This is a genomic window from Yoonia rosea, assembly GCF_900156505.1.
GTDB classification, from domain to species: Bacteria; Pseudomonadota; Alphaproteobacteria; order Rhodobacterales; family Rhodobacteraceae; genus Yoonia; species Yoonia rosea.
The window spans coordinates 322,029-342,286 of the sequence record NZ_FTPR01000002.1 but is presented as its reverse complement, the minus strand read 5'-3'; the positions used below and the strand labels follow the sequence as shown (position 1 = coordinate 342,286).

Genomic DNA, 20,258 nt, shown 5'->3' with positions numbered 1-20,258 from the left:
GATGGAAGACTGGGAACATGGAGGCTTTGGCCTCTATATTCACTGGCCGTTTTGTCAGGCGAAGTGTCCCTATTGTGATTTTAACAGTCATGTCGTGGCCCAGATTGACCAGAATGCCTGGGCCGAGGCCTATTTGAGCGAAATTGGTCGTGTTGGTGCCGAAACAGAGGGCCGCGTTTTGCGGTCCGTTTTCTTTGGAGGAGGCACGCCTAGCCTGATGGATCCGGCGGTGGTTGATGCAATCCTGACAAAGGTACGTGCGACCTGGCCGATGGCGAATGATATCGAGATCACGTTGGAGGCGAATCCAACCTCTGTTGAGGCGGGACGCTTTGCCGGGTACCGCGATGCGGGAGTGAACCGTGTATCCATGGGGATTCAGGCGCTGAACGATGCGGATTTGAAGGCCCTTGGCCGGTTGCATAGCGCAGATGAGGCGATGCGGGCCTTTGAGATTGCACGCGACGTCTTTGATCGGGTGAGTTTTGACCTGATCTATGCGCGGCAAGGCCAGTCTGTCGCGGATTGGACGGCGGAATTGCAGCGTGCGTTGGATTTGGCCGTCGACCATTTATCGCTTTATCAGCTCACAATTGAGGATGGCACCGCCTTTGGCGATCGCTATGCGGCCGGCAAACTGCGGGATTTGCCGGATGATGATGCAGCAGCTGATATGTACGCTGCGACGCAAGAGATATGCGAAATGGCCGGTTTTGCGGGCTATGAGGTGTCAAATCATGCGCGGGCGGGCTGTGAAAGTATCCATAACAAGATCTATTGGCGGTATGGCGATTATGCTGGGATCGGTCCGGGCGCGCATGGGCGTTTGACGCTGGGTGGCCAGCGTTTCGCAACCGAGGCACCACGCGCGCCCGCGGGCTGGTTGGCACAGGTCCGCAAAACAGGAAACGGGGACTTGTCGCGTGAGGCACTAACCCCAGACGAGCAGTTTGCCGAGTTCCTGTTAATGGGGATGCGCTTGCGCGAAGGTGTGGATATCACGCGGTTTCCACAGCTCACCAGTGAAAAATATGTAAATAAAATCAATGGTTTAGTTGAGATAGGAATGGTCACCTGTGAGTCGGAGAGACTGCAACTTACGCCACAAGGTGCCCCAGTGTTGAACGCTGTCCTGCGCACCTTATTGGACGACTAGCCACCGGAAAGTGCGCGCAGCAAATCATCCAGTTGATCAAGCGACTTATACGAAATTGTCATCTTTCCACCTTCGCTTCCGGCGGGGTGATCGATGGTGACTTTCATCCGCAGGGTGGCTGACAGCTCATCCTCGATCTGGATCGTATCGGCATCTTTGGGCACTGGTGCGCCAGGGACCGCACGTTTTTTAATCGCAGGGCCCTTCTTGGCAAGTTTCTCTGTCTCGCGGACCGAGAGTTTGCGTTGAATGATTTCGCGGGCCAAGGCGACAGCATGATCGTGCCCTACAAGGGCACGCGCGTGACCGGCAGACAGCTGGCCGCTGACAAGGTAGGTCTGCACTTCTTCCGGCAAGGTCAACAAACGGAGCAGGTTTGCGATGTGGCTGCGACTTTTGCCCAAGGCGGAGGCGAGTTTATCCTGCGTATGCCCGAAGCGATCCATCAACTGTTTATAGCCTGCGGCCTCATCCACGGGATTGAGGTCTGCGCGCTGGATGTTCTCGATAATCGCAATTTCAAGAACTTCAGTATCATCATAATCGCGCAAAAGAACCGGGATTTCGTGCAATTTGGCCCGTTGCGCAGCACGCCAGCGGCGTTCACCGGCGACGATTTCAAAAAGATCGGGGTCGGACGGGGACTGGCGAACGATCAGAGGCTGAATAATGCCTTTCTCGGCGATGGAATTTGCCAGTTCGTCAAGCGCATCCTCGGCGAATGTGCGGCGGGGCTGATCAGGGTTGGGCTGGACCCGCTCAATGGGAACGACCAGATCGGGCCGCTTCATGGGGGCTTCGGTTCCACCATCTGTTGCGACATCTGACATCAGGGCAGACAGGCCACGACCAAGTCCGCGCGATTTCTTTGGTGTGCGTGTCATTTATGCAGCCTTCTTTTTCTTTGTTCGTTCGATCAATTCGTCTGCAAGCGCCCGGTATGCAACGCTGCCCTTTGACGTGCTGTCGTAAGAGAGCACCGGCATCGCAAAGGATGGCGCCTCGCTGAGGCGGACGTTGCGGGGAATGACGGTTTTGAACACCATATCACCCATGTTCTGCCGTGCGTCATCCTCTACCTGGAGCGAGAGATTGTTTCGGCTGTCGTACATGGTGAGCGCAATACCTTCGATCCGGAGATCAGGGTTGGCGGTTTGCCGAACATCACGGACCGTGAGAATAAGCTGGGAAAGGCCTTCAAGCGCGAAAAACTCACTTTGTAACGGCACGATAATGGAATGCGCCGCAACCATCGCATTTACCGTCAATATGTTGAGAGACGGCGGACAATCTATCAAAATGTAGTCGAAAACGAAAAGCGCCGGATCGCTACCCCGCAACACATCGCGCAAAAGAAAGCTTCGCTTTGCATTATCGACAAGCTCAAGATCAGCAGAGCTCAGGTCTGTTGTGGCCGGAATGATGCAAAGCCGATTGACGGATGTTTTCTGAATGGCCTTGGTCAGGGTAACATCACCTGCCAAAAGATCGTAGGTTGTGGCCTCTCTCTTGTCATGATCAACGCCAAGACCGGTCGATGCATTCCCTTGCGGGTCCAGATCTATCAGCAAGACGTTTTTCTTTTTTTCTGCCAAGGCTGCACCCAAATTGATAGTGGTGGTCGTTTTCCCAACGCCCCCTTTTTGGTTCGCAACCGCGATGATTATTGGATCATGAGCCAAGCGTATCTATCCTTCGGATGGCGAGTATTCGTGCGTCAGGATCAGTGATACTGGCGTTTTCTTCAAGGTCAAACGACCAGCTCTTTTGCGCATCGGCAACTTCCTGTCCGGACTGGCGGCCTTTGTGAAATAGGGCCAGGCCGTCCTGATTGAGGTGGCGCTGGGTCAAGGAAAGCAACCCAGATAATGCGGTAAGTGCGCGGGCGGATACCACATCTGCGTTTTGGACTGGGGCAGTCTCAATTCGCTCGGCAATCACTTGGACAGGAAGGTTGAGTTCACGCGCCGCTGTGCGCAGAAATGTGGCTTTACGCTGATCACTTTCGATGAGAACGAATTGCGCCTGCGGGTGCTTCTCTTTGGCGACAATCGCCATGACGATACCGGGAAAGCCGCCTCCACTGCCGATATCGACCCATTTTTCAAAGGACTTTGGCGCAAACTTATAAAGTTGCACCGAATCAACAATATGACGATCCCAGATCGAATCGACTGTGCCGCGCGCAATCAGGTTAATCTTTGCGGTCCACTTCGCAGTCAGCGCGGCAAATGCCTCAAGGTCTAAGATTGTTTCACGTGAAACATCCACGCCAGCAATAACCTGTGACATTGGTCAGGTTCCGGTCGCTTGATATTGCTTCTTTATGGCGCCGATAATCAACATCAGCGCCGCAGGCGTCATGCCTTCGATCCGACCCGCATGCGCAATCGTCGACGGACGCGTTGCGGACAGCTTTGCAACGATCTCATTCGAAAGGCCTTTGATTTGCGTGTAGTCTGTATCATCGGGAATGATGTGGTTTTCATCCCGCTCCATCGCCGCAATATCGCGCTCTTGCCGGGCGATATAATGCGCGTAGAGTGCATCTTTCTTTACCTGGTCTTGTATCTGATCAGAAATATCATCTACATCTAGCTGCAATTGCGCCAGATGTTCGAAATTAAAATCTGCCAAGGCAAGCGCATCCAACGCAGATTTGCGTGGCCCATCCGCATTCAATTTCACTCCAAGACCTGCAATGTCACGCGACGAGATCATCATATTGGAAAGTGACGTCTTGGCCTTTTCGATCTGCTCCATCTTATCGCTAAAGTGCGACCACCGGTTCTCACCCACACAGCCAATCGCATGGCCCCGTTCCGTCAGCCGTTGATCTGCGTTATCTGCGCGAAGCGACAAACGAAACTCGGCGCGTGAGGTAAACATGCGGTAGGGCTCTGATACACCTCGTGTGATCAGATCATCAATCATCACGCCGATATAGGATTCGCGTCGGCTAAAGATGACAGAATCCTGCCCTTTTGCCCGCGCAGCCGCATTTAGGCCCGCAACCATGCCCTGCGCCGCGGCCTCTTCATAACCGGTTGTCCCGTTGATCTGACCCGCCAAAAACAGCCCTGGAACATCGCGGAGTTCCAGTGTCGCCCGTAAGGCCCGCGGATCGACATAGTCGTATTCAATTGCATAACCGGGCTGCAAAATCGTTGTATTTTCAAGACCATAGATTGAATTTACATAGGCCTTCTGCACATCCTCGGGCAGTGACGTGGAAATGCCATTTGGATAGACCGTATTGTCATTGACCCCTTCAGGCTCAAGAAAAATCTGGTGTGAGGTCTTATCGGCGAAGCGAACAATCTTATCTTCGATTGACGGGCAATACCGCGGGCCAACGCCGTCGATCTTTCCACCATACATCGCAGAACGACCAAGGTTCTCTCGGATAATATCGTGGGTCGCCTCGTTCGTATGCGTGATACCGCAATCAATCTGGGGTGCAGATGGCCCTTTTGACATAAAGGAAAAAAGCACAGGATCCGCATCGCTTGGCTGCGCTTCCAGTTTGTCCCAGGCAATCGTGCGGCCATCTAAACGTGGCGGTGTACCCGTTTTCAACCGGCCAAGTGGCAAGCCAAAATTATCCAGCCGCTCGGCCATCTTTACCGAGGGATCATCACCCATACGGCCGCCAGGCCGCGACACATCGCCGATATGGATGACACCGCGCAGGAAGGTACCCGTCGTAAGGATGACACTCGGCGCGGAAATCATCGCGCCGTCGCGCATCTGGATACCGGTGATGCGGCCGTTAGACATCGATAGATCAACAGCTTCACCTTCAAGGATCGTCAGGTTTTCCAGCAAATCCAGCTCTGCCTGCATTTCCTTGCGATAGATTTGCCGATCAGATTGGGCGCGCGGCCCCTGTACGGCAGGCCCTTTTTTCCGGTTCAGCAAGCGAAACTGGATACCTGCCTTATCGGCGACACGCCCCATAACGCCGTCCAGCGCATCAATCTCGCGCACGAGGTGGCCTTTTCCCAACCCACCAATCGCTGGATTGCAAGACATCACACCGATTGACGCTTTTGTCAGTGTGACTAAGGCTGTGCGCACACCCATACGGGCGGCGGCATGGGCCGCTTCTGCGCCTGCATGGCCACCACCAATCACGATTACGTCGTAGTCCTGATGTTTCACGTGAAACACTCCCTACTTCCCGATGCAAAAACTGCTAAAGATCTCATCAAGCACGTGCTCTACATCAACACGGCCAACAATGCTATCCACTGCACGAATGGCTGATCGCAAATCCTCTGCTATGAGATCAGTCATCGCATCAGGTGTTTCAAGTGCTAGCACTGCATCATCCAGATATCCGATTGCACGCACCATCGCGACCCGGTGTCGTTCGCGCATTGCAATTCCAACCTGCCCGACCTTTTCCTGCAGCCGCCTGCTCACATGATCGATCAGCTCGTCGATCCCTTCACCCGTCCTGCCTGAAACCCCCAGCCCATCGCCATGATGTAGGTCAGACTTTGCTTGGACAACAACATCATCAAGCCCAAGCTCATTATCCATTTCTGACGGATCTAAAACCAAATGAATGCGAAAATCGGCACGCTCGGCGCGTTCCTTGGCCCGCGCAACACCAAGCCCCTCGACGATATCATCCGTGTCTCTGACACCTGCCGTATCCAACAACGTAACAGGCAGGCCATCAAGGTCCATCTGTACCTCGATCACATCACGCGTTGTTCCGGCAACTTCGGAGGTAATTGCAACATCACGTCCCGCAAGCCGGTTCAATAGCGTTGACTTGCCGACATTCGGCGCACCAATAATCGCCACCTCGAACCCGTCGCGTACCCGCTCTGCCACGCGCACACCGGCGGCCTCTTTGCTCATCTCACTGCGGACCTGGTCCAAAAGGTCATTCACTTCGGGACTGACATCAACGGGCACCTCTTCATCAGCGAAATCAATTGTGGCCTCAAGCAGAGCAGCCGCCCGAATTAGCCGCGTCCGCCAGCTATCCGCCAATACCCCCAGCGCGCCGGAAAACACCCGCACAGCCTGCTTGCGCTGGCTCTCGGTCTCGGCGTCGATCAGGTCTGCAAGACCTTCCACTTCGGCCAGATTCAACCGTCCGTTTTCAAGTGCACGGCGCGTGAATTCTCCGGCTTCGGCTTGCCGCAGTTCGGGGATATCACCAAGGCGACGCAGCACCGCATGCACCACCGCCGGACTACCATGCAGCTGCAGCTCGACCACACTTTCACCGGTAAAGCTCTTGCCCTCAGGAAACTGCAGGATCAACGCCTCATCCAGCAGCTCACCATCCGCATCGCGTAGGGCACGGACACCACGGCTGGCAGGCACATCACCGCAAAGCCCGGCAACCGCAGGCACCGCCATGGGTCCGGAAATCCGCACCACAGCAACACCTGCCCGGCCCTGTGCCGTCGCTAAGGCAAAAATCGTATCCATAGGTTAACCAATTGTTTTATAACAATAAGTTACGTGTTCATTGAATCAAAGAAGTCTGAATTCGTCTTCGTCTGCTTGAGCTTCCCGATCAGGAACTCAATGGCGTCTGTGGTACCCATCGGGTTCAGAATACGGCGCAACACATAGGTTTTTGCCAGATCTGCCTTATCGACCAGCAGCTCTTCCTTCCTGGTCCCGGACTTGAGGATATCCATCGCCGGGAAGACACGCTTGTCAGCCACCTTCCGGTCCAGCACAATCTCGCTGTTGCCCGTCCCTTTGAATTCCTCAAAGATCACCTCGTCCATGCGCGAACCGGTATCAATCAGCGCTGTCGCAATAATCGTCAGCGACCCGCCTTCTTCGATGTTCCGTGCCGCACCAAAGAACCGCTTGGGCCTTTGCAGCGCGTTCGCATCCACACCACCGGTCAGAACCTTACCGGACGATGGCACAGTCGTGTTGAACGCACGCCCCAGACGCGTGATCGAATCCAGCAGGATCACAACATCACGCTTATGCTCGACCAGACGTTTCGCCTTTTCGATCACCATCTCGGACACAGCCACGTGACGCGTTGCAGGTTCATCAAAGGTCGACGACACTACCTCGCCCTTCACAGAGCGCTGCATGTCCGTCACCTCTTCGGGGCGTTCGTCAATCAACAGGACGATCAGATAACACTCCGGATGGTTCTTCTCGATCGAGTTCGCGATATTTTGCAGCAGTACCGTCTTACCGGTCCGCGGTGGCGCCACAATCAAAGACCGCTGGCCTTTCCCGATCGGGGCCACCAGATCAATGATCCGCGCCGACCTGTCTTTTACTGTTGGGTCTTCAATCTCCATCGTCAGCCGCTCATCAGGATAGAGCGGTGTCAGGTTATCAAAGGCCACCTTGTGCTTCGCTTTCTCGGGATCTTCAAAGTTGATCAGCTCAACCGAGGTCAGCGCAAAATAACGTTCATTGTCATTGGGCTCTTTCATGACCCCTTCGACCGTATCTCCGGTGCGCAAGGAATACTGCCGGATCATATCCGGTGAAACGTAGATATCATCTGGGCCCGGCAGATAGTTTGCTTCGGGTGACCGCAAGAAACCAAACCCGTCCTGCAGCACTTCCAAAACGCCATCACCACCGATGACCCATTCCTCGTCTGCCCGTTCTTTCAAGATGGCGAACATCATGTCGCCTTTACGCATCGTCGATGCGTTCTCGATCTCAAGCTCTTCGGCCAGAGACAGCAAATCCTTCGGGCTTTGCGCCTTCAGATCAGCAAGATTCAAACGGTGCTGTGACATGAGTAAATCCTGTTGCCAGCACGCATGCCAGCATTTCTACGGTTAGGAATGGAAAATCACTTTCCCGGACGGGAAGCGCTGCCACACATAGGCACGCAAAGCATCTGAGTCAATCGCGCTTAAAAGGGCCGCACAATTACTGCGACAACGATCAAGACCATCAAAACGGTGGGCACCTCGTTAAATAACCGGTACGTCCGCCCTGACCGTGTATTTGTGCCCGCTGCAAACTCTTTGCGTCGCGCACTCATCCAGCCATGCGCACCGGTCATCAAAATCACCGAGACAAGCTTGACCCACGACCAGGCCGCGCCCCAGTCAAACGCACCCAAACCGATCATGATCAGACCGGCAATCCATGCAACGATCATTGCTGGGTTCATAATCACCCGCAGAAGTTTCTCTTCCATGATCTGAAAAGTCTGATCAAGCTCTGATCCAACAGTCGCTTTCTCGGCATGATAAACAAACAGGCGCGGCAGATAGAACAAGCCAGCCATCCATGCGAGCACTGCCATGATATGGAGTGCCTTGATCCACGGATAGATACCACTCAAAAAATCCATCATGTGCTTATGCCTTCTTTGCCCTGCTCTTCCATAATAAATATAAAGAGAAAGAAAAGATGATGTTGTTGTTTGTCACCCGATTTTCTGTGGGTTGTTTTTTCATCCTCAGATTTATCCCAAGGTGGGATTTCTCTAAGGTAACAGCTGAAGAGAACAGATTGCAAAATAAACTATTTAAAAACAATGTCTTGTGGAGTATATTTTTCTACGTAATCCGGTCGGTTACAGCATTGACTCTCTCATCAACCCGATTCTTCCACAGGCCCGACTTATTCATACCCACCGTGGAAAAAACCCTGTGGTGCAATTTGGGACAGGTCTGTTCTACACAAAACGCTGCAGCCTGCTAGTTATGCCCGTATCAATCCGCGCGTCGACACAAGACTTGTCCAAAAGGTTATCCACATGAGCGACCAGATCATTCTTGCATCAGGCTCGGAAATCCGCGCGCAATTGCTGAAAAACGCAGGCCTCGATTTTGACGTTTCCGTTGCCCGCGTCGATGAGGACGCTGTGCGCGCGTCCCTTTTGGCTGAAACTGCCAGCCCCCGCGATATTGCCGATACGCTGGCAGAATTGAAAGCCCAGCGTGTTGCGGCGCGTCACCCAGATGCCCTGGTGATTGGCTGCGATCAAGTTCTTGCGCTAGGCCCGCAAATTTTCAACAAGCCCGAAACACCCGCCGAGGCCCTGTCGCAGCTTCAGTCCCTTCGCGGTCAAAAACACCAGCTTTTGTCAGCTGCTGTGATCTATGGTGAAGGAAAACCGCTTTGGCGTCATGTTGGCGTCGTCCGGCTGCATATGCGCGACGCGTCCGACACTTATCTTGCGGATTATGTCGACCGGAACTGGGACAGTATCCGCCATTCTGTTGGCGCCTATAAGCTTGAAGAAGAAGGAGTGCGACTTTTTACACGCATTGAAGGAGATTATTTCACCGTCCTCGGTTTGCCGCTCTTAGAACTCTTGTCATATCTGACACTTCGCGGAACATTACCGTCATGACCAGTATTCCCCGCGCCGGTGTTATCGGCAATCCAATCAGTCATTCGCTGTCACCAAAGCTGCATAGCTATTGGCTCAAACGTTACGGCATTGAAGGTGAATATACGGCACTTCAGGTCTCGGAAGATGCACTTGAAAGCACTTTGCGTGATCTTCCAAAGCAGGGATTTATCGGCGCGAATGTCACTTTGCCGCATAAAGTGAGTGTGATGCAGTTTGCCGATCAAATCACAGATCGCGCCACGCTGATTGGTGCTGCAAATACCCTGATTTTCAAAGAAGATGGGCGTATTTTCGCAGATAACACCGATGGCTATGGTTTCATGGCAAATGTCCGTCAGGGTGCACCGGACTGGGACCCTAAGGCAGGCCCGGCCGCCATTTTCGGGGCAGGTGGTGCTGCGCGTGCGATTATTGTGGCCCTTGCTGACGCCGGTGTTCCCGAAATCATCATTGCAAACCGGACCCGACCCAAGGCCGAGGCCTTGCGCGCTGATTTTGGCGCCCGTGTGAGAGTGGTAGACTGGGTACAGGCCGATCAGATGCTTGATGGTGCGAACACCGTGATCAATACCACATCGCTTGGTATGGTTGGCGCGCAGGAATTCAAAGTATCGCTTGATGCGCTCTCGAAAGACGCGGTCGTGACTGACATCGTGTATAATCCTTTGCGGACGCCGTTTCTGAAAGCGGCTGAAGCGAAAGGCGCCCGAACGGTCGATGGCCTCGGGATGTTGTTGCATCAGGGCGTGCCTGGCTTTGAACGATGGTTCGGGAAAAGGCCAGAGGTTGATGATGCGACCCGCGCGGCGGTGCTCGCATGACACATCTGTTGGGATTAACCGGTTCGATTGGAATGGGAAAATCTACAACAGCCCAGATGTTTCGTGACGAAGGGATCCCCGTGTGGGACGCGGACGAAGCAGTACATGCGCTTTACGCCAAAGGTGGCGCGGCAGTTGGCCCCATCAGCGCCGCATTACCCGAGGCGATTGAGGACGGTCATGTCAGCCGTGACCGGCTCAAGGAAATGATCGCGGATGATCTCAGTGTTATGGGAAAACTCGAAGAGATCGTGCATCCGCTGGTCGCAGAGCACCGCGCGGCGTTTCTTGCCTCACATAGTGACCCATTGGTCGTTCTCGATATCCCGTTGCTATTTGAAACCAGTGCACAGAACTGGTTGTCCTCTGTTCTTGTCGTCACAGCCCCTGCAAATGTGCAAAGAGAACGGGTCATGGCCCGCCCGGGTATGACCGAAAGCCAGTTTCAGCGGATTTTGGAACGCCAAATACCGGATGCTGAAAAACGGGCCTGTGCGGACCACATTATTGAAACCCTGACACTGGACGACACCCGACAGGCCGTGCGACACCTGATTGCGAAACTGACAGGGCAAACAGATGCGTGAAATCGTACTTGATACGGAAACCACCGGTTTTGAACCCCATGAGGGTGACCGCATTGTCGAAATCGGTGCAGTTGAACTGATGGGCCACGTCCCGACGGGCCGCACATATCATCAATATATCAACCCCCAGCGGTCGATGCCGGCAGAGGCGTTTGGCGTGCACGGGATCGGTCCCGATCTGCTGGAACCACCGCAAGAGCCCAAGCCGGGGCAAGAAACGCTGCGCGATAAGCCACTTTTCAAGGATATTGCACAGGATTTCGTGGATTTCATCGGTGATGCAAAACTGGTGATCCATAACGCGGCATTCGATATGAAATTTCTCAATGCCGAATTGGGCTGGCTCAATCGCCCGCTTTTGCCGATGGATCAGGCCATCGATACGCTTGCCATTGCACGCCGCAAATTTCCGGGCTCACCCGCGTCATTGGATGCGCTGTGCCGGCGCTTTGCCATCGACAACAGCTCGCGGACATTGCACGGCGCGCTGTTGGATAGTGAGATCTTGGCAGAGGTTTATCTGGAACTGATCGGTGGCCGACAGCCGGATTTTGCATTGGCAACAGATACCCGCAGCCGAAACGCAAGTGGCGGTGCCGATGATTGGCGCCCGATGCCGCGTCAGGAACCGCTTGCGCCGCGGATCACAAAAGAAGAAGCCGCCGCCCATGCTGCTTTCATCGAAAAGCTGGGCGACGGCGCAATTTGGAAAAACTAAGGCCTAGTTGGCTTTTGCTTTTTCGGCTTCTGTCCGGCGGGCCAGCTCGGAGCGGTAAAGCGCAAGGAAATCAATCGTATCAAGGTTCAGCGGCGGAAAGCCCCCGTCACGTGTGACGTCGCTGACGATCCGGCGCACGAACGGGAAGGTCATGCGCGGACATTCGATTAGCAGGAAGGGATGCATTTGCTCTTCCGGAACGCCCTGCACGAGGAAAACGCCAGCATATTCAAGTTCAAGCACAAAAAGCGGATCGCCTTTTTCCTTGGTCTTGCTGGTGATGTTCAGCTTTGTGATCACTTCGTACTGGTTTTCGGTGCCGCGCTTGCGTGCATCAAGGTTCACCTGCACCTGAATCTCTGGTTGTGCATCACCTGTGACGCCTTTTTGCGCCAGGATATTCTCGAAAGACATATCGCGGATGTATTGTGCAAGAACACGGTTCGTGACTTGGGCGGCGGCGGGTTGGGCGGCGGCACCGTTTTCAGGTGTATCGGACATTGGAAACTGCTCCAGTTGAATAAGGTTCGCGCGTTCCTATCAGCCTAAAAGAGCAGGCTCAATCCCGCGTCCAGTTTGAAGGGCCCTCCGGCCGGTTCTTCTGCGGTGTGACGTCTTCGAATTCACCGTCGATCACACGATCATTTGGTTGCTGAGGGCGTTGGTGCGGGGTCTCGCCCATTTCAAAGCGCTGCACATTCACGCGGGATTTGGCCCAGACGAAAGCGGCGCGCCTGAAGCTTGGGACTAGAAGCAAAAGACCGACCACATCGGTGAAAAATCCGGGTGTCAAAAGCAACGCACCGGCAAAAAGGATCATTGCCCCGTGGGCAAGCTGTTCTGTCGGGTCGTCGAGCTCTGTAAAAGACTTCTGCAGGTTGCCCAACTCACGCAGGCCCTGGTTACGGACCAGATAAGACCCGGTGATCGCCGTCAGAAGGACAATCAAGAGGGTCCACCAGACGCCGATCAGGCCGCCGACCTGTATAAACAGCGCAATTTCGATCATCGGGACTGCGATAAACGCAATTAACAGCCACATTATCCGAGCCTTTCATAACATGTGCGGGCCTAAGGTGGACTTGGGCCTGCCTGCGACCTACATAGGGAACGAAAGGGCGTGTTTCCATGCCTTCCCCTGAACGAGGTCCCGATGAACTCTCCAATTATTCAGCTCTTGGTGCTAGCTGGCATCGCTGTTTTCTTGATTTTGCGTCTGCGTGGTGTTCTTGGCACCCGCGAAGGTTTTGAAAAGCCACCCGTTGCGCGTCCTGAACCGTCAAGCCGTATCGGCAAGCCGGAATTTGATGTGATCGAAGGTGGCCCTGATCTCGACATCACCGATCACGTTGAAGAAGATTCTGTTTCGGCCAAGGCTTTGGCCAGCATGAAACGCGTTGATCCGTCGTTCAACGTAAGCGAATTCCTGGGCGGTGCCCGTGGCGCCTATGAGATGATCCTGATGGCCTTTGAAAAGGGTGATCTTGATGAAATCGTGCCGTTCATTTCTGAGGACGTTTACGAAGCATTCGCGTCGGTCGTTGATGAACGGCAACGTCAGGGCTTGACCATCGACGCCAAGTTTATCGGTATCAGTGATATGAAACTGGTTGCCGCCGAATTTGACGATACCACGAACGAGGCCGAGGTTTCCGTGCAATTCAAGAGCGAAATGACCTCTATCGTACGTGACAGCGCGGGCGACATTATCGAAGGCAGCGAAAAAGAGATCAAACGCCAGAAGGACACATGGACCTTTGCCCGCAAAATGGATTCTGGTGATCCGAACTGGCGGCTGGTTGCAACGGGTGAATAACCCTTGGCAGGGTTTGGTGGCTGCCTGACCCTGCAGGCAGATGGGCGGTGCGATGGCGGAACCAAGATATACCACGCTGGCGTTTGATCAGCTGAAAGGGTGGCGTGATGATAATCATCAGGCCGCCTTTGATGTTTTCAAGACCACCTGTGGCGATATGGATGGCCCCGCCTGGGCGACGCTACATGAGATTGCCCGCGCAGACCCCGCGCCGCGTGGGTTCTTTGAGGAATTCTTTCGACCGGTTTTGATCGAAGACGGAGATCCGACGTTGTTCACCGGATACTATGAGCCCGAACTGACCGGATCGCGCGAACGCGGTGAACCCTATCGCTATCCGATTTATACCAGACCGGACGACCTCAACCATGCGCGCCGCGAAATAGACCAGGACGGTATCCTTGCAAATCGCGGGCTTGAACTGGCTTGGCTGACAGACCCTGTTGATGTGTTCTTTCTTCAGGTGCAGGGGTCCGGTCGCATTCGTCTGCCTGATGGCAGCATGATGCGTGTGGGGTTTGGTGGAAAAAACGGGCGGCCCTATACCTCGATTGGTAAGCTGTTGGTGGCCCGTGGGGTGTTCGGGCCGGATCAGGTTTCTGCCGACGCGATCCGCGATTGGGTGCATGCGAACGGTGAAGCGGGCCGTGCGCTTTTGCTGGAAAACGAAAGCTATGTGTTTTTTCGCGAGGTCAGCGAAATTCCTGCCCATCAAGGACCTTTGGGAACGATGAACCGGTCCATTACCGCTGGCAGGTCTATCGCTATTGACCCCGCTTTTGTGCCGCTGGGTGCCCCTGTCTGGATTGAAAAGGACGGTGATCTGCCAATGCAACGCCTGATGATTGCGCAAGATACAGGTGGCGCGATCAAAGGGGCGCAACGGGCGGATATCTTTTTCGGAACCGGTCCAGAAGCAGGTTTGCGGGCCGGCCGGATCAAGGATGGCGGGCGGATGGTTGTGTTATTGCCCGCGCAACTGGTGGAAAGCTGATGCGCAAGCCACGGCACCTTTCATCCGAAGAACGCGCGCTTTGGGATCGCGTGGCAGAACGCGCTACACCGCTTGATCCCAAGCGCAAAACGCGTGCGCCAGAGTTGGCAGCAAAACCGAAACCAAAACCTGCTGATATCCGCGAACCTGTGCCGGATTTCCGCGTCGGGCAAAAAACAAACGCCGCGCGGCCCCATGACATCATGCGCCCCCTTGTTGAGCGCTTGGCCGCCTCGCCCGTCAATATGGACAACAAGTCTTTCGGGAAAATGAAGCGTGGCAAGCTGAAACCCGAGGGGCGGATTGATTTGCACGGCATGACGATGGCACAGGCACATCCGGCATTGGTATCTTTCATCCTTGGATCGCAATCGCAGGGCCGGCGGTTGGTTCTGGTGATTACTGGGAAAGGAAAAGACCGTGATGATGGCGGACCGATCCCGACACGGCATGGCGTCTTGCGGCATCAGGTGCCGCAGTGGCTTGCGCTGCCGCCATTGTCGCAGGCGATTTTGCAGGTGACGCCAGCGCATATCAGACATGGCGGCCATGGTGCATATTACGTGTATTTAAAGCGAAACCGCTAAAGCCTGTCGCGCCTTGCGTGTCGGAATGATCAGTATCAGGGCGGCGAAAGCAAAAGTAGCAGCATAGCCTAATTGTTGCTGTTCAAACCCGATACCTTTGTCAATCAACCAACCGCTCAGGCCCGGCCCAATGGCGGACCCGAGCACCATCAAAGCCGCCGCTGCCGCTTTGATCGCACCAATATGCCGTGTGCCATAAAACTCGGCCCAGCACGCGTTGAGTAATGTTGCCTGACCACCGCCCGCTATCCCCATCAGCATGACTGCGAGCGCGGTCCAACCCAGTGACGGCGCGTACCAATGCAGGATAAAGGCGATCACCAGTGGAATCAGGTAAATTGGCAAAAGCCGCGTTGCACCGAAACGGTCAACTGCCCAGCCGTAGCCGATGGTCGAGATGAGAAGTGCCGCGGTGCCCAAAGGGAACACCGAGACAAGTGCAAGGTGTGACCAGCCTTTGATTTCCGCAAAATGCACCTGATGGAACCAGAAAGCTGTCCCGAAACCCGAAAATGACATGACAGCCGGCACCATCGCCCAGAACAGAGGATGGCGCAGTGCATCGCTGCGTGTCCAATGGCGCCCCCCCATCCCTGTCGATTGCGCGGTTTCCGCCATGGATTGCGGTGTGCGCTCCAAACGGAGAAGACGGTAGAGGACAAAACAGGCCAACACACAGAAAACAGCGAAACAGACCCAGAGTGTCCGCCACTCAATCATGGATTTGAGCCAGACCATCGTCAGCGGGAGTGCAGCCTCGCCCAGCATAAAGCCAAAGGCGGCAACCGCCAGCGCGCGGCCGCGCGTGGCAATAAACCAGCGGGACATGGCGACGGTGGCGACATGGGTGGTCATGCCTTGGCCTGTGAAACGCAGCGCGAAAATCACGAAAGGCAGCAGCGCGACAATGCTATTGAAGGCCATGAACAGGCAGGCGGACGCAAGAAGCAGGACCACGACGATCCCCAATGTCCGCACCCGAAACCTGTCAGCCAGACCGCCCGCAAAGACCATCACCACCGCCGAGGCACCTGTGCCGATCATATAGGTCAGCCCCCATTCACCGTTGGTCAGCCCGTAGGCTTCACGGATTTCACCGCCAAAGATCGAGATAAAAAATGTCTGGCCAAAGCTGGACAGAAACGACAACAAAAATCCCGTTGCAAGGAACGGGAGATTGTCGCGTATGAAACGAAGGTAACTCGGCTGTCGGGTCATCTGCTCTAAATGATCCGACTATGCCAAAGTTAAAAGCGGAATTTTTTGGTCAAAGCACGTAGCGGCTGAGGTCGGTTGAGCGGGATAGTTCGCCCAAGTGTTCTTCGACAAAGGCCGCATCGACAGCGATATTATCACCGGCACGGTCGGGGGCATTAAATGACAGGTCCTCGAACACCCGCTCGATCACAGTGTAAAGGCGGCGCGCGCCGATGTTTTCAACCGCTTCGTTCACTTCTGCGGCGATTTTGGCCAGTGCTTTTATCCCGTCTTCAGTGAAGGTCACGGTGACCTCTTCGGTCTTCATCAGGGCTGTGTATTGCAGGGTCAGCGCGTTGTCGGTTTCAGTCAGGATACGCACGAAATCATCCTCCGTCAGGGCACGCAGTTCGACACGGATGGGCAGGCGACCTTGCAGTTCGGGCAGAAGGTCAGACGGTTTGGCTACGTGGAACGCGCCCGAGGCGATGAACAGGATATGGTCGGTTTTGATTGGCCCGTGTTTTGTGGACACGGTCGTGCCTTCGATCAAGGGAAGCAGATCACGCTGCACACCTTCGCGGGATACATCAGCACCGCGCGCATCAGCGCGGGCGCAAACCTTGTCGATCTCGTCCAGAAAGACGATGCCGTTCTGCTCAACCGCTTCAAGTGCGGCTTTGGTGACGGTTTCATCATCCAGTAACTTGTCGGCCTCATCGGCAATCAGCGCGTCATAGCTATCGGCGACGGTCATCTGCTTTTTGACCGTCCGGCCACCCATGGCTTTGCCGAACAGATCACCAAGGTTCATCATGCCGCCCATACCGCCGGGCTGGCCGGGGATTTCGAAACCGCCCATGGGGTTGGAATTGTCGGTTAACTCAAGCTCGATGATAGTGTCATCAAGCTCGCCTGATTTGAGTTTGCGGCGGAACATATCGCGTGTGCCTTCGCGCGCATCGGTGCCTGCAACTGCGGTGATCACCCGTTCTTCGGCGGCGGCACGCGCTTTGGCTTTGACGTCTTCGCGCATGTGTTCGCGGGTGTCGATGATTGCGGTATCGACCAGATCGCGGATGATCTGTTCGACATCGCGGCCGACATACCCGACTTCGGTGAATTTCGTCGCCTCGACTTTCAGGAATGGCGCGCGCGCCAGTTTTGCCAAACGGCGCGAGATTTCGGTTTTGCCCACACCGGTTGGTCCGATCATCAGGATATTTTTCGGGTAAACCTCATCGCGCAGGTCATCGCCCAATTGCTTGCGCCGCCAACGATTGCGCAGTGCGACAGCAACGGCGCGTTTGGCATCCTTCTGGCCGATGATGAACCGGTCAAGTTCAGAGACAATTTCGCGAGGCGTGAGGTCAGTCATGAATGAACCTTAAACTTGAGAAGGAGGAAGACGGTGCAGCGGGATAAATCCGGGCATCACGCGCAGGATGCGTGCGCGGATCCGTTCCCAGAATGCACCAAGAAGAAGCAGGACGACGCCAAGGATCAGGATGGTTGGGGCTGTTCCGGCACCGTCAAAAATAGCTGCCCCAAGCGCCACGATATATCCTATGGCGGCAATCAGGAACGACCTGCGGTCGATGACGATGGCGACGATGGCAAACATCGCAAGAACGATAAGAAGGATCAGGTTGGATTGCCCCATAAGCGAAAGCGCCATGGTGTTCACCAACGCGGGTGCCGCAACCATGTGCAGCCAAAATCCGTTGGCTGAACGGCGTGTCACACGATGTGGGTCGCTCATGTCGAAGGCCATGGCGACGGCGAAGACGAGGACACCCAGCACCAGCGTGATCCATGCAAAGGGCCCGCCTGCCGAGAGTAGGAAAAACTCGCTCAGGTCCGCGGTGCGTCCTTCGCGGCTGGCGGCAAAGACGATAGCGACTGCGAAAAGGCCCAAGGCAATCATCGCCATGGCAAAAGGAACACGGAAGCGCCACCAGTAAACTGCAAGTGCAAGCGTGGCGAGCAACAACGGGAAAGGCACGCTCGAATAATCGTTTTGCGCGATCATAAATGGTTCGGACAAGACAGCCACAAAACCGAAGGCGGCATTTCCGGCAAACAGTATCGACAGAAAAATCGCAGGCGCGATCATCCGTCTTTTCCGGATAAAATACTCCGACAACATCCACAAAACACCGCCGGTCGAAAGCGAGGACCACATAGCAAACTCTTGCAGATTGACGACACGGTCATTGAAAACAAGCATGGAAACACCCCACCAGCCAGATGAAAGGATCAAGAGGCCGACAACGATGAAAATCTCGTTGAATCCTTTGAACAGCTCGAAGGGTTCATCCCCCGGATTCAGGTTCTCACGCGCGCCACGGCGGCTGTCGGACAGGCTGATCAGGTCTGCGGCCTGCTTTTCCGACAGCAGACCACTGCCGACAGCGGCGCGGAGATCGTCACGTTCAATCATGCTTTGATTGTCTCAACCGTCAGGTTGCCGTTGGTGTAAACACAGATGTCAGCGGCAATCGCCATAGCTTCGCGGGCGATTGTTTCGGCATCCTTATCGGTGCCCATCAAGGCGCGGCCAGCAGCCAGCGCATAGTTTCCGCCCGATCCGATGGCGGCAATATCGTGTTCTGGCTCCAGCACATCACCGGCACCGGTGATCACGAATAGCTCTGATCCGTCACTGACAATCAGCATCGCTTCGAGCTTTTGCAGGTATTTGTCGGTGCGCCAATCCTTGGCCAGTTCAACACTGGCGCGGGCCAGTTGCCCGGGGGTGGCTTCGAGTTTCTTTTCCAGACGTTCAAGCAGGGTAAAGGCATCGGCCGTTGATCCGGCAAACCCGCAGATCACGTCCTGCCCGCCGGGTGACAGGCGCCGGACCTTGCGCGCCGTGCCTTTGATGACGGTCTGTCCAAGGCTGACTTGGCCATCACCGGCAATCACAACCTGTCCACCTTTGCGGACACCGATGATTGTCGTTCCGTGCCAGCCGGGAAATTCTTCACTTGCCATCATCTGCTCCTTGTCGCTTTTGCATATATGGCGGGCCAAATGCGGGCAAACAACCCCGCATGGCTTGTTCATGCCGACACGCGCGGCTAGCTTTCGCCGCATGAGCGCCCGTGACACCGTGACATTTTACCTACCATTGCAGCTGCGCAATCAGGCCGAGCGCGGCGATCACAATTTTATCAAGAAGGTGAGCGAGGTGCTGAGCGGCGCTGGGCTTTCGGTTGATTATGACGACGACGATGATTTCGCGCGTTTGCGTGCCCACGCGCGGCCGGGGCGCGGGCTTTATCTGATGGACCCGCCAGCGAACGGGCGCGGCCTGACGTTTCGCAAAACCTATATCTATCCGTTCTGGCATATCGAGAAAGAGGCCGAGCGTTGGGAATGGCCTGTTGCGAAAGAGCGGTTCGATCCGGCCGCGGTTGATCCGCGCAAGGCCGCAAATTTCTACCGGTTCTGGCGGCAACGTCTGTTCGATGAAGCGCCGCTCAACGCCCGGCAGGACGGCTTTGTCTATGTGCCCTTGCAAGGGCAGCTTTTGCGCCGGCGGTCTTTTCAATCCTGTAGCCCTTTGGAGATGGTCAAAACGGTCCTGGAGGAAGAGCCAAACAAACATATCGTTGTGACGCTTCACCCATCCGAGACATATTCTGCAGAAGAGCGCCATGCATTGGCGGCGCTGGTCGCGAGTGAAGACCGCCTCACGCTTGACGAACAAGGCACAAACCAGAATTTGAAGAACTGCGATTACATCGTGACGCAGAATTCGGCTGTTGGTTTTGAGGGGTATTTCTTCGGTAAGCCGCTCATTCTGTTCGGGAAATCGGACTTTCACCATATTGCGCTGAACGTGGCCGACATTGGTGCCGAAAGCGCGTTTGATCTGGTCCATGGCCACAGGCCGGATTTTGCGGCCTATCTTTTCTGGTTCCTCCAGCAGCGGGCCATTAACGCAGGTAGGCCAGAGGCAGCCAAGAAGATTCGCAATGTGTTGCGCGGCCACGGTTGGCCCGTTTGAACGAAGAAGGGCGCCCGCATGGGACGCCCTTT

22 protein-coding genes are annotated in these 20,258 nt (G+C 55.1%); 9 read left to right on the top strand and 13 right to left on the bottom strand.

Annotated features, from left to right (window positions below):
• The first annotated feature begins 1 nt into the window (after position 1).
• Positions 2–1,156 carry a radical SAM family heme chaperone HemW gene (hemW, locus tag B0B09_RS12895; RefSeq protein ID WP_076660351.1) on the top strand — a complete coding sequence of 385 codons (1,155 nt, stop codon included), beginning with the start codon at positions 2–4 and terminating at the stop codon, positions 1,154–1,156.
• Here the strand turns inward: hemW and B0B09_RS12890 are convergent.
• The 7 genes from B0B09_RS12890 to hemJ form a co-directional block, all read right to left on the bottom strand.
• Positions 1,153–2,040 carry a ParB/RepB/Spo0J family partition protein gene (locus B0B09_RS12890; protein ID WP_076660349.1) on the bottom strand — a complete coding sequence of 296 codons (888 nt, stop codon included), beginning with the start codon at positions 2,038–2,040 and terminating at the stop codon, positions 1,153–1,155. The genes hemW and B0B09_RS12890 overlap by 4 nt on opposite strands.
• A complete protein-coding gene (locus B0B09_RS12885) occupies positions 2,041–2,838 on the bottom strand; it encodes a ParA family protein (RefSeq protein ID WP_082436323.1) in 798 nt (265 codons plus the stop codon).
• A complete protein-coding gene (gene rsmG, locus B0B09_RS12880; protein WP_076660346.1) occupies positions 2,828–3,448 on the bottom strand; it encodes a 16S rRNA (guanine(527)-N(7))-methyltransferase RsmG in 621 nt (206 codons plus the stop codon). The genes B0B09_RS12885 and rsmG overlap by 11 nt, the downstream gene beginning before the upstream one ends.
• Positions 3,449–3,451: 3 nt before the next feature.
• Positions 3,452–5,320 (bottom strand): tRNA uridine-5-carboxymethylaminomethyl(34) synthesis enzyme MnmG, encoded by a 1,869-nt coding sequence (mnmG, locus tag B0B09_RS12875; protein ID WP_076660666.1) that lies wholly within the window; start codon positions 5,318–5,320, stop codon positions 3,452–3,454.
• A 12-nt stretch (positions 5,321–5,332) separates the two neighbouring features.
• Positions 5,333–6,613: a tRNA uridine-5-carboxymethylaminomethyl(34) synthesis GTPase MnmE gene (gene mnmE / locus B0B09_RS12870; protein WP_076660345.1), complete on the bottom strand. Its 1,281-nt coding sequence runs from the start codon at positions 6,611–6,613 to the stop codon at positions 5,333–5,335.
• A 29-nt stretch (positions 6,614–6,642) separates the two neighbouring features.
• Entirely contained in the window at positions 6,643–7,914 is a 1,272-nt protein-coding gene (rho, locus tag B0B09_RS12865) for a transcription termination factor Rho (protein WP_055295258.1), read from the bottom strand.
• Between the two features lie 119 nt (positions 7,915–8,033).
• On the bottom strand, positions 8,034–8,483 hold the full coding sequence (gene hemJ / locus B0B09_RS12860) for a protoporphyrinogen oxidase HemJ (protein ID WP_055295256.1): 450 nt from the start codon (positions 8,481–8,483) through the stop codon (positions 8,034–8,036).
• Between the two features lie 405 nt (positions 8,484–8,888).
• On the opposite strand from hemJ, the gene B0B09_RS12855 reads away from it, so the two are divergent.
• The 4 genes from B0B09_RS12855 to dnaQ are packed head-to-tail and all read left to right on the top strand — an operon-like array spanning position 8,889 to position 11,617.
• The gene (locus B0B09_RS12855; protein WP_076660343.1) at positions 8,889–9,488 is read left to right on the top strand and encodes a Maf family protein; all 600 of its coding nucleotides are present in this window, start codon (positions 8,889–8,891) and stop codon (positions 9,486–9,488) included.
• Positions 9,485–10,312, top strand: coding sequence for a shikimate dehydrogenase (locus B0B09_RS12850; protein ID WP_207552158.1), 828 nt, complete (start codon positions 9,485–9,487; stop codon positions 10,310–10,312). Before B0B09_RS12855 ends, B0B09_RS12850 begins: the two co-directional genes overlap by 4 nt.
• A complete protein-coding gene (gene coaE, locus B0B09_RS12845; protein WP_076660339.1) occupies positions 10,309–10,899 on the top strand; it encodes a dephospho-CoA kinase in 591 nt (196 codons plus the stop codon). The genes B0B09_RS12850 and coaE overlap by 4 nt, the downstream gene beginning before the upstream one ends.
• Positions 10,892–11,617, top strand: a complete 726-nt coding sequence (gene dnaQ, locus B0B09_RS12840) for a DNA polymerase III subunit epsilon (RefSeq protein ID WP_076660337.1) — start codon at positions 10,892–10,894, stop codon at positions 11,615–11,617. Before coaE ends, dnaQ begins: the two co-directional genes overlap by 8 nt.
• A gap of 3 nt (positions 11,618–11,620) precedes the next feature.
• Here dnaQ and secB read toward each other — a convergent pair whose 3' ends face one another.
• The gene (secB, locus tag B0B09_RS12835) at positions 11,621–12,118 is read right to left on the bottom strand and encodes a protein-export chaperone SecB (protein WP_055295246.1); all 498 of its coding nucleotides are present in this window, start codon (positions 12,116–12,118) and stop codon (positions 11,621–11,623) included.
• 58 nt (positions 12,119–12,176) lie between these two features.
• Positions 12,177–12,659: an FxsA family protein gene (locus B0B09_RS12830; protein ID WP_076660335.1), complete on the bottom strand. Its 483-nt coding sequence runs from the start codon at positions 12,657–12,659 to the stop codon at positions 12,177–12,179.
• Between the two features lie 111 nt (positions 12,660–12,770).
• On the opposite strand from B0B09_RS12830, the gene B0B09_RS12825 reads away from it, so the two are divergent.
• From B0B09_RS12825 to B0B09_RS12815, 3 genes are read left to right on the top strand one after another with little or no spacing between them, the layout of a single operon-like run.
• A complete protein-coding gene (locus tag B0B09_RS12825) occupies positions 12,771–13,433 on the top strand; it encodes a Tim44/TimA family putative adaptor protein (protein WP_055295242.1) in 663 nt (220 codons plus the stop codon).
• Positions 13,434–13,473: 40 nt separating this feature from the next.
• Positions 13,474–14,427, top strand: coding sequence for a murein transglycosylase A (gene mltA, locus B0B09_RS12820; protein ID WP_511261342.1), 954 nt, complete (start codon positions 13,474–13,476; stop codon positions 14,425–14,427).
• Entirely contained in the window at positions 14,427–15,014 is a 588-nt protein-coding gene (locus tag B0B09_RS12815) for a Smr/MutS family protein (RefSeq protein WP_076660333.1), read from the top strand. Before mltA ends, B0B09_RS12815 begins: the two co-directional genes overlap by 1 nt.
• Here B0B09_RS12815 and B0B09_RS12810 read toward each other — a convergent pair.
• The 4 genes from B0B09_RS12810 to hslV are packed head-to-tail and all read right to left on the bottom strand — an operon-like array spanning position 14,997 to position 19,208.
• Positions 14,997–16,232 carry an MFS transporter gene (locus B0B09_RS12810; RefSeq protein ID WP_076660331.1) on the bottom strand — a complete coding sequence of 412 codons (1,236 nt, stop codon included), beginning with the start codon at positions 16,230–16,232 and terminating at the stop codon, positions 14,997–14,999. The two genes, B0B09_RS12815 and B0B09_RS12810, sit on opposite strands and share 18 nt — an antisense overlap.
• A 49-nt stretch (positions 16,233–16,281) precedes the next feature.
• Entirely contained in the window at positions 16,282–17,589 is a 1,308-nt protein-coding gene (gene hslU / locus B0B09_RS12805) for an ATP-dependent protease ATPase subunit HslU (RefSeq protein ID WP_076660329.1), read from the bottom strand.
• Between the two features lie 9 nt (positions 17,590–17,598).
• Entirely contained in the window at positions 17,599–18,654 is a 1,056-nt protein-coding gene (locus tag B0B09_RS12800) for a hypothetical protein (RefSeq protein ID WP_076660328.1), read from the bottom strand.
• Positions 18,651–19,208, bottom strand: coding sequence for an ATP-dependent protease subunit HslV (hslV, locus tag B0B09_RS12795; protein ID WP_055295528.1), 558 nt, complete (start codon positions 19,206–19,208; stop codon positions 18,651–18,653). The genes B0B09_RS12800 and hslV overlap by 4 nt, the downstream gene beginning before the upstream one ends.
• Positions 19,209–19,308: 100 nt before the next feature.
• On the opposite strand from hslV, the gene B0B09_RS12790 reads away from it, so the two are divergent.
• Positions 19,309–20,226, top strand: coding sequence for a capsular polysaccharide export protein, LipB/KpsS family (locus B0B09_RS12790; RefSeq protein WP_076660664.1), 918 nt, complete (start codon positions 19,309–19,311; stop codon positions 20,224–20,226).
• The last annotated feature ends 32 nt before the right edge of the window (positions 20,227–20,258 follow it).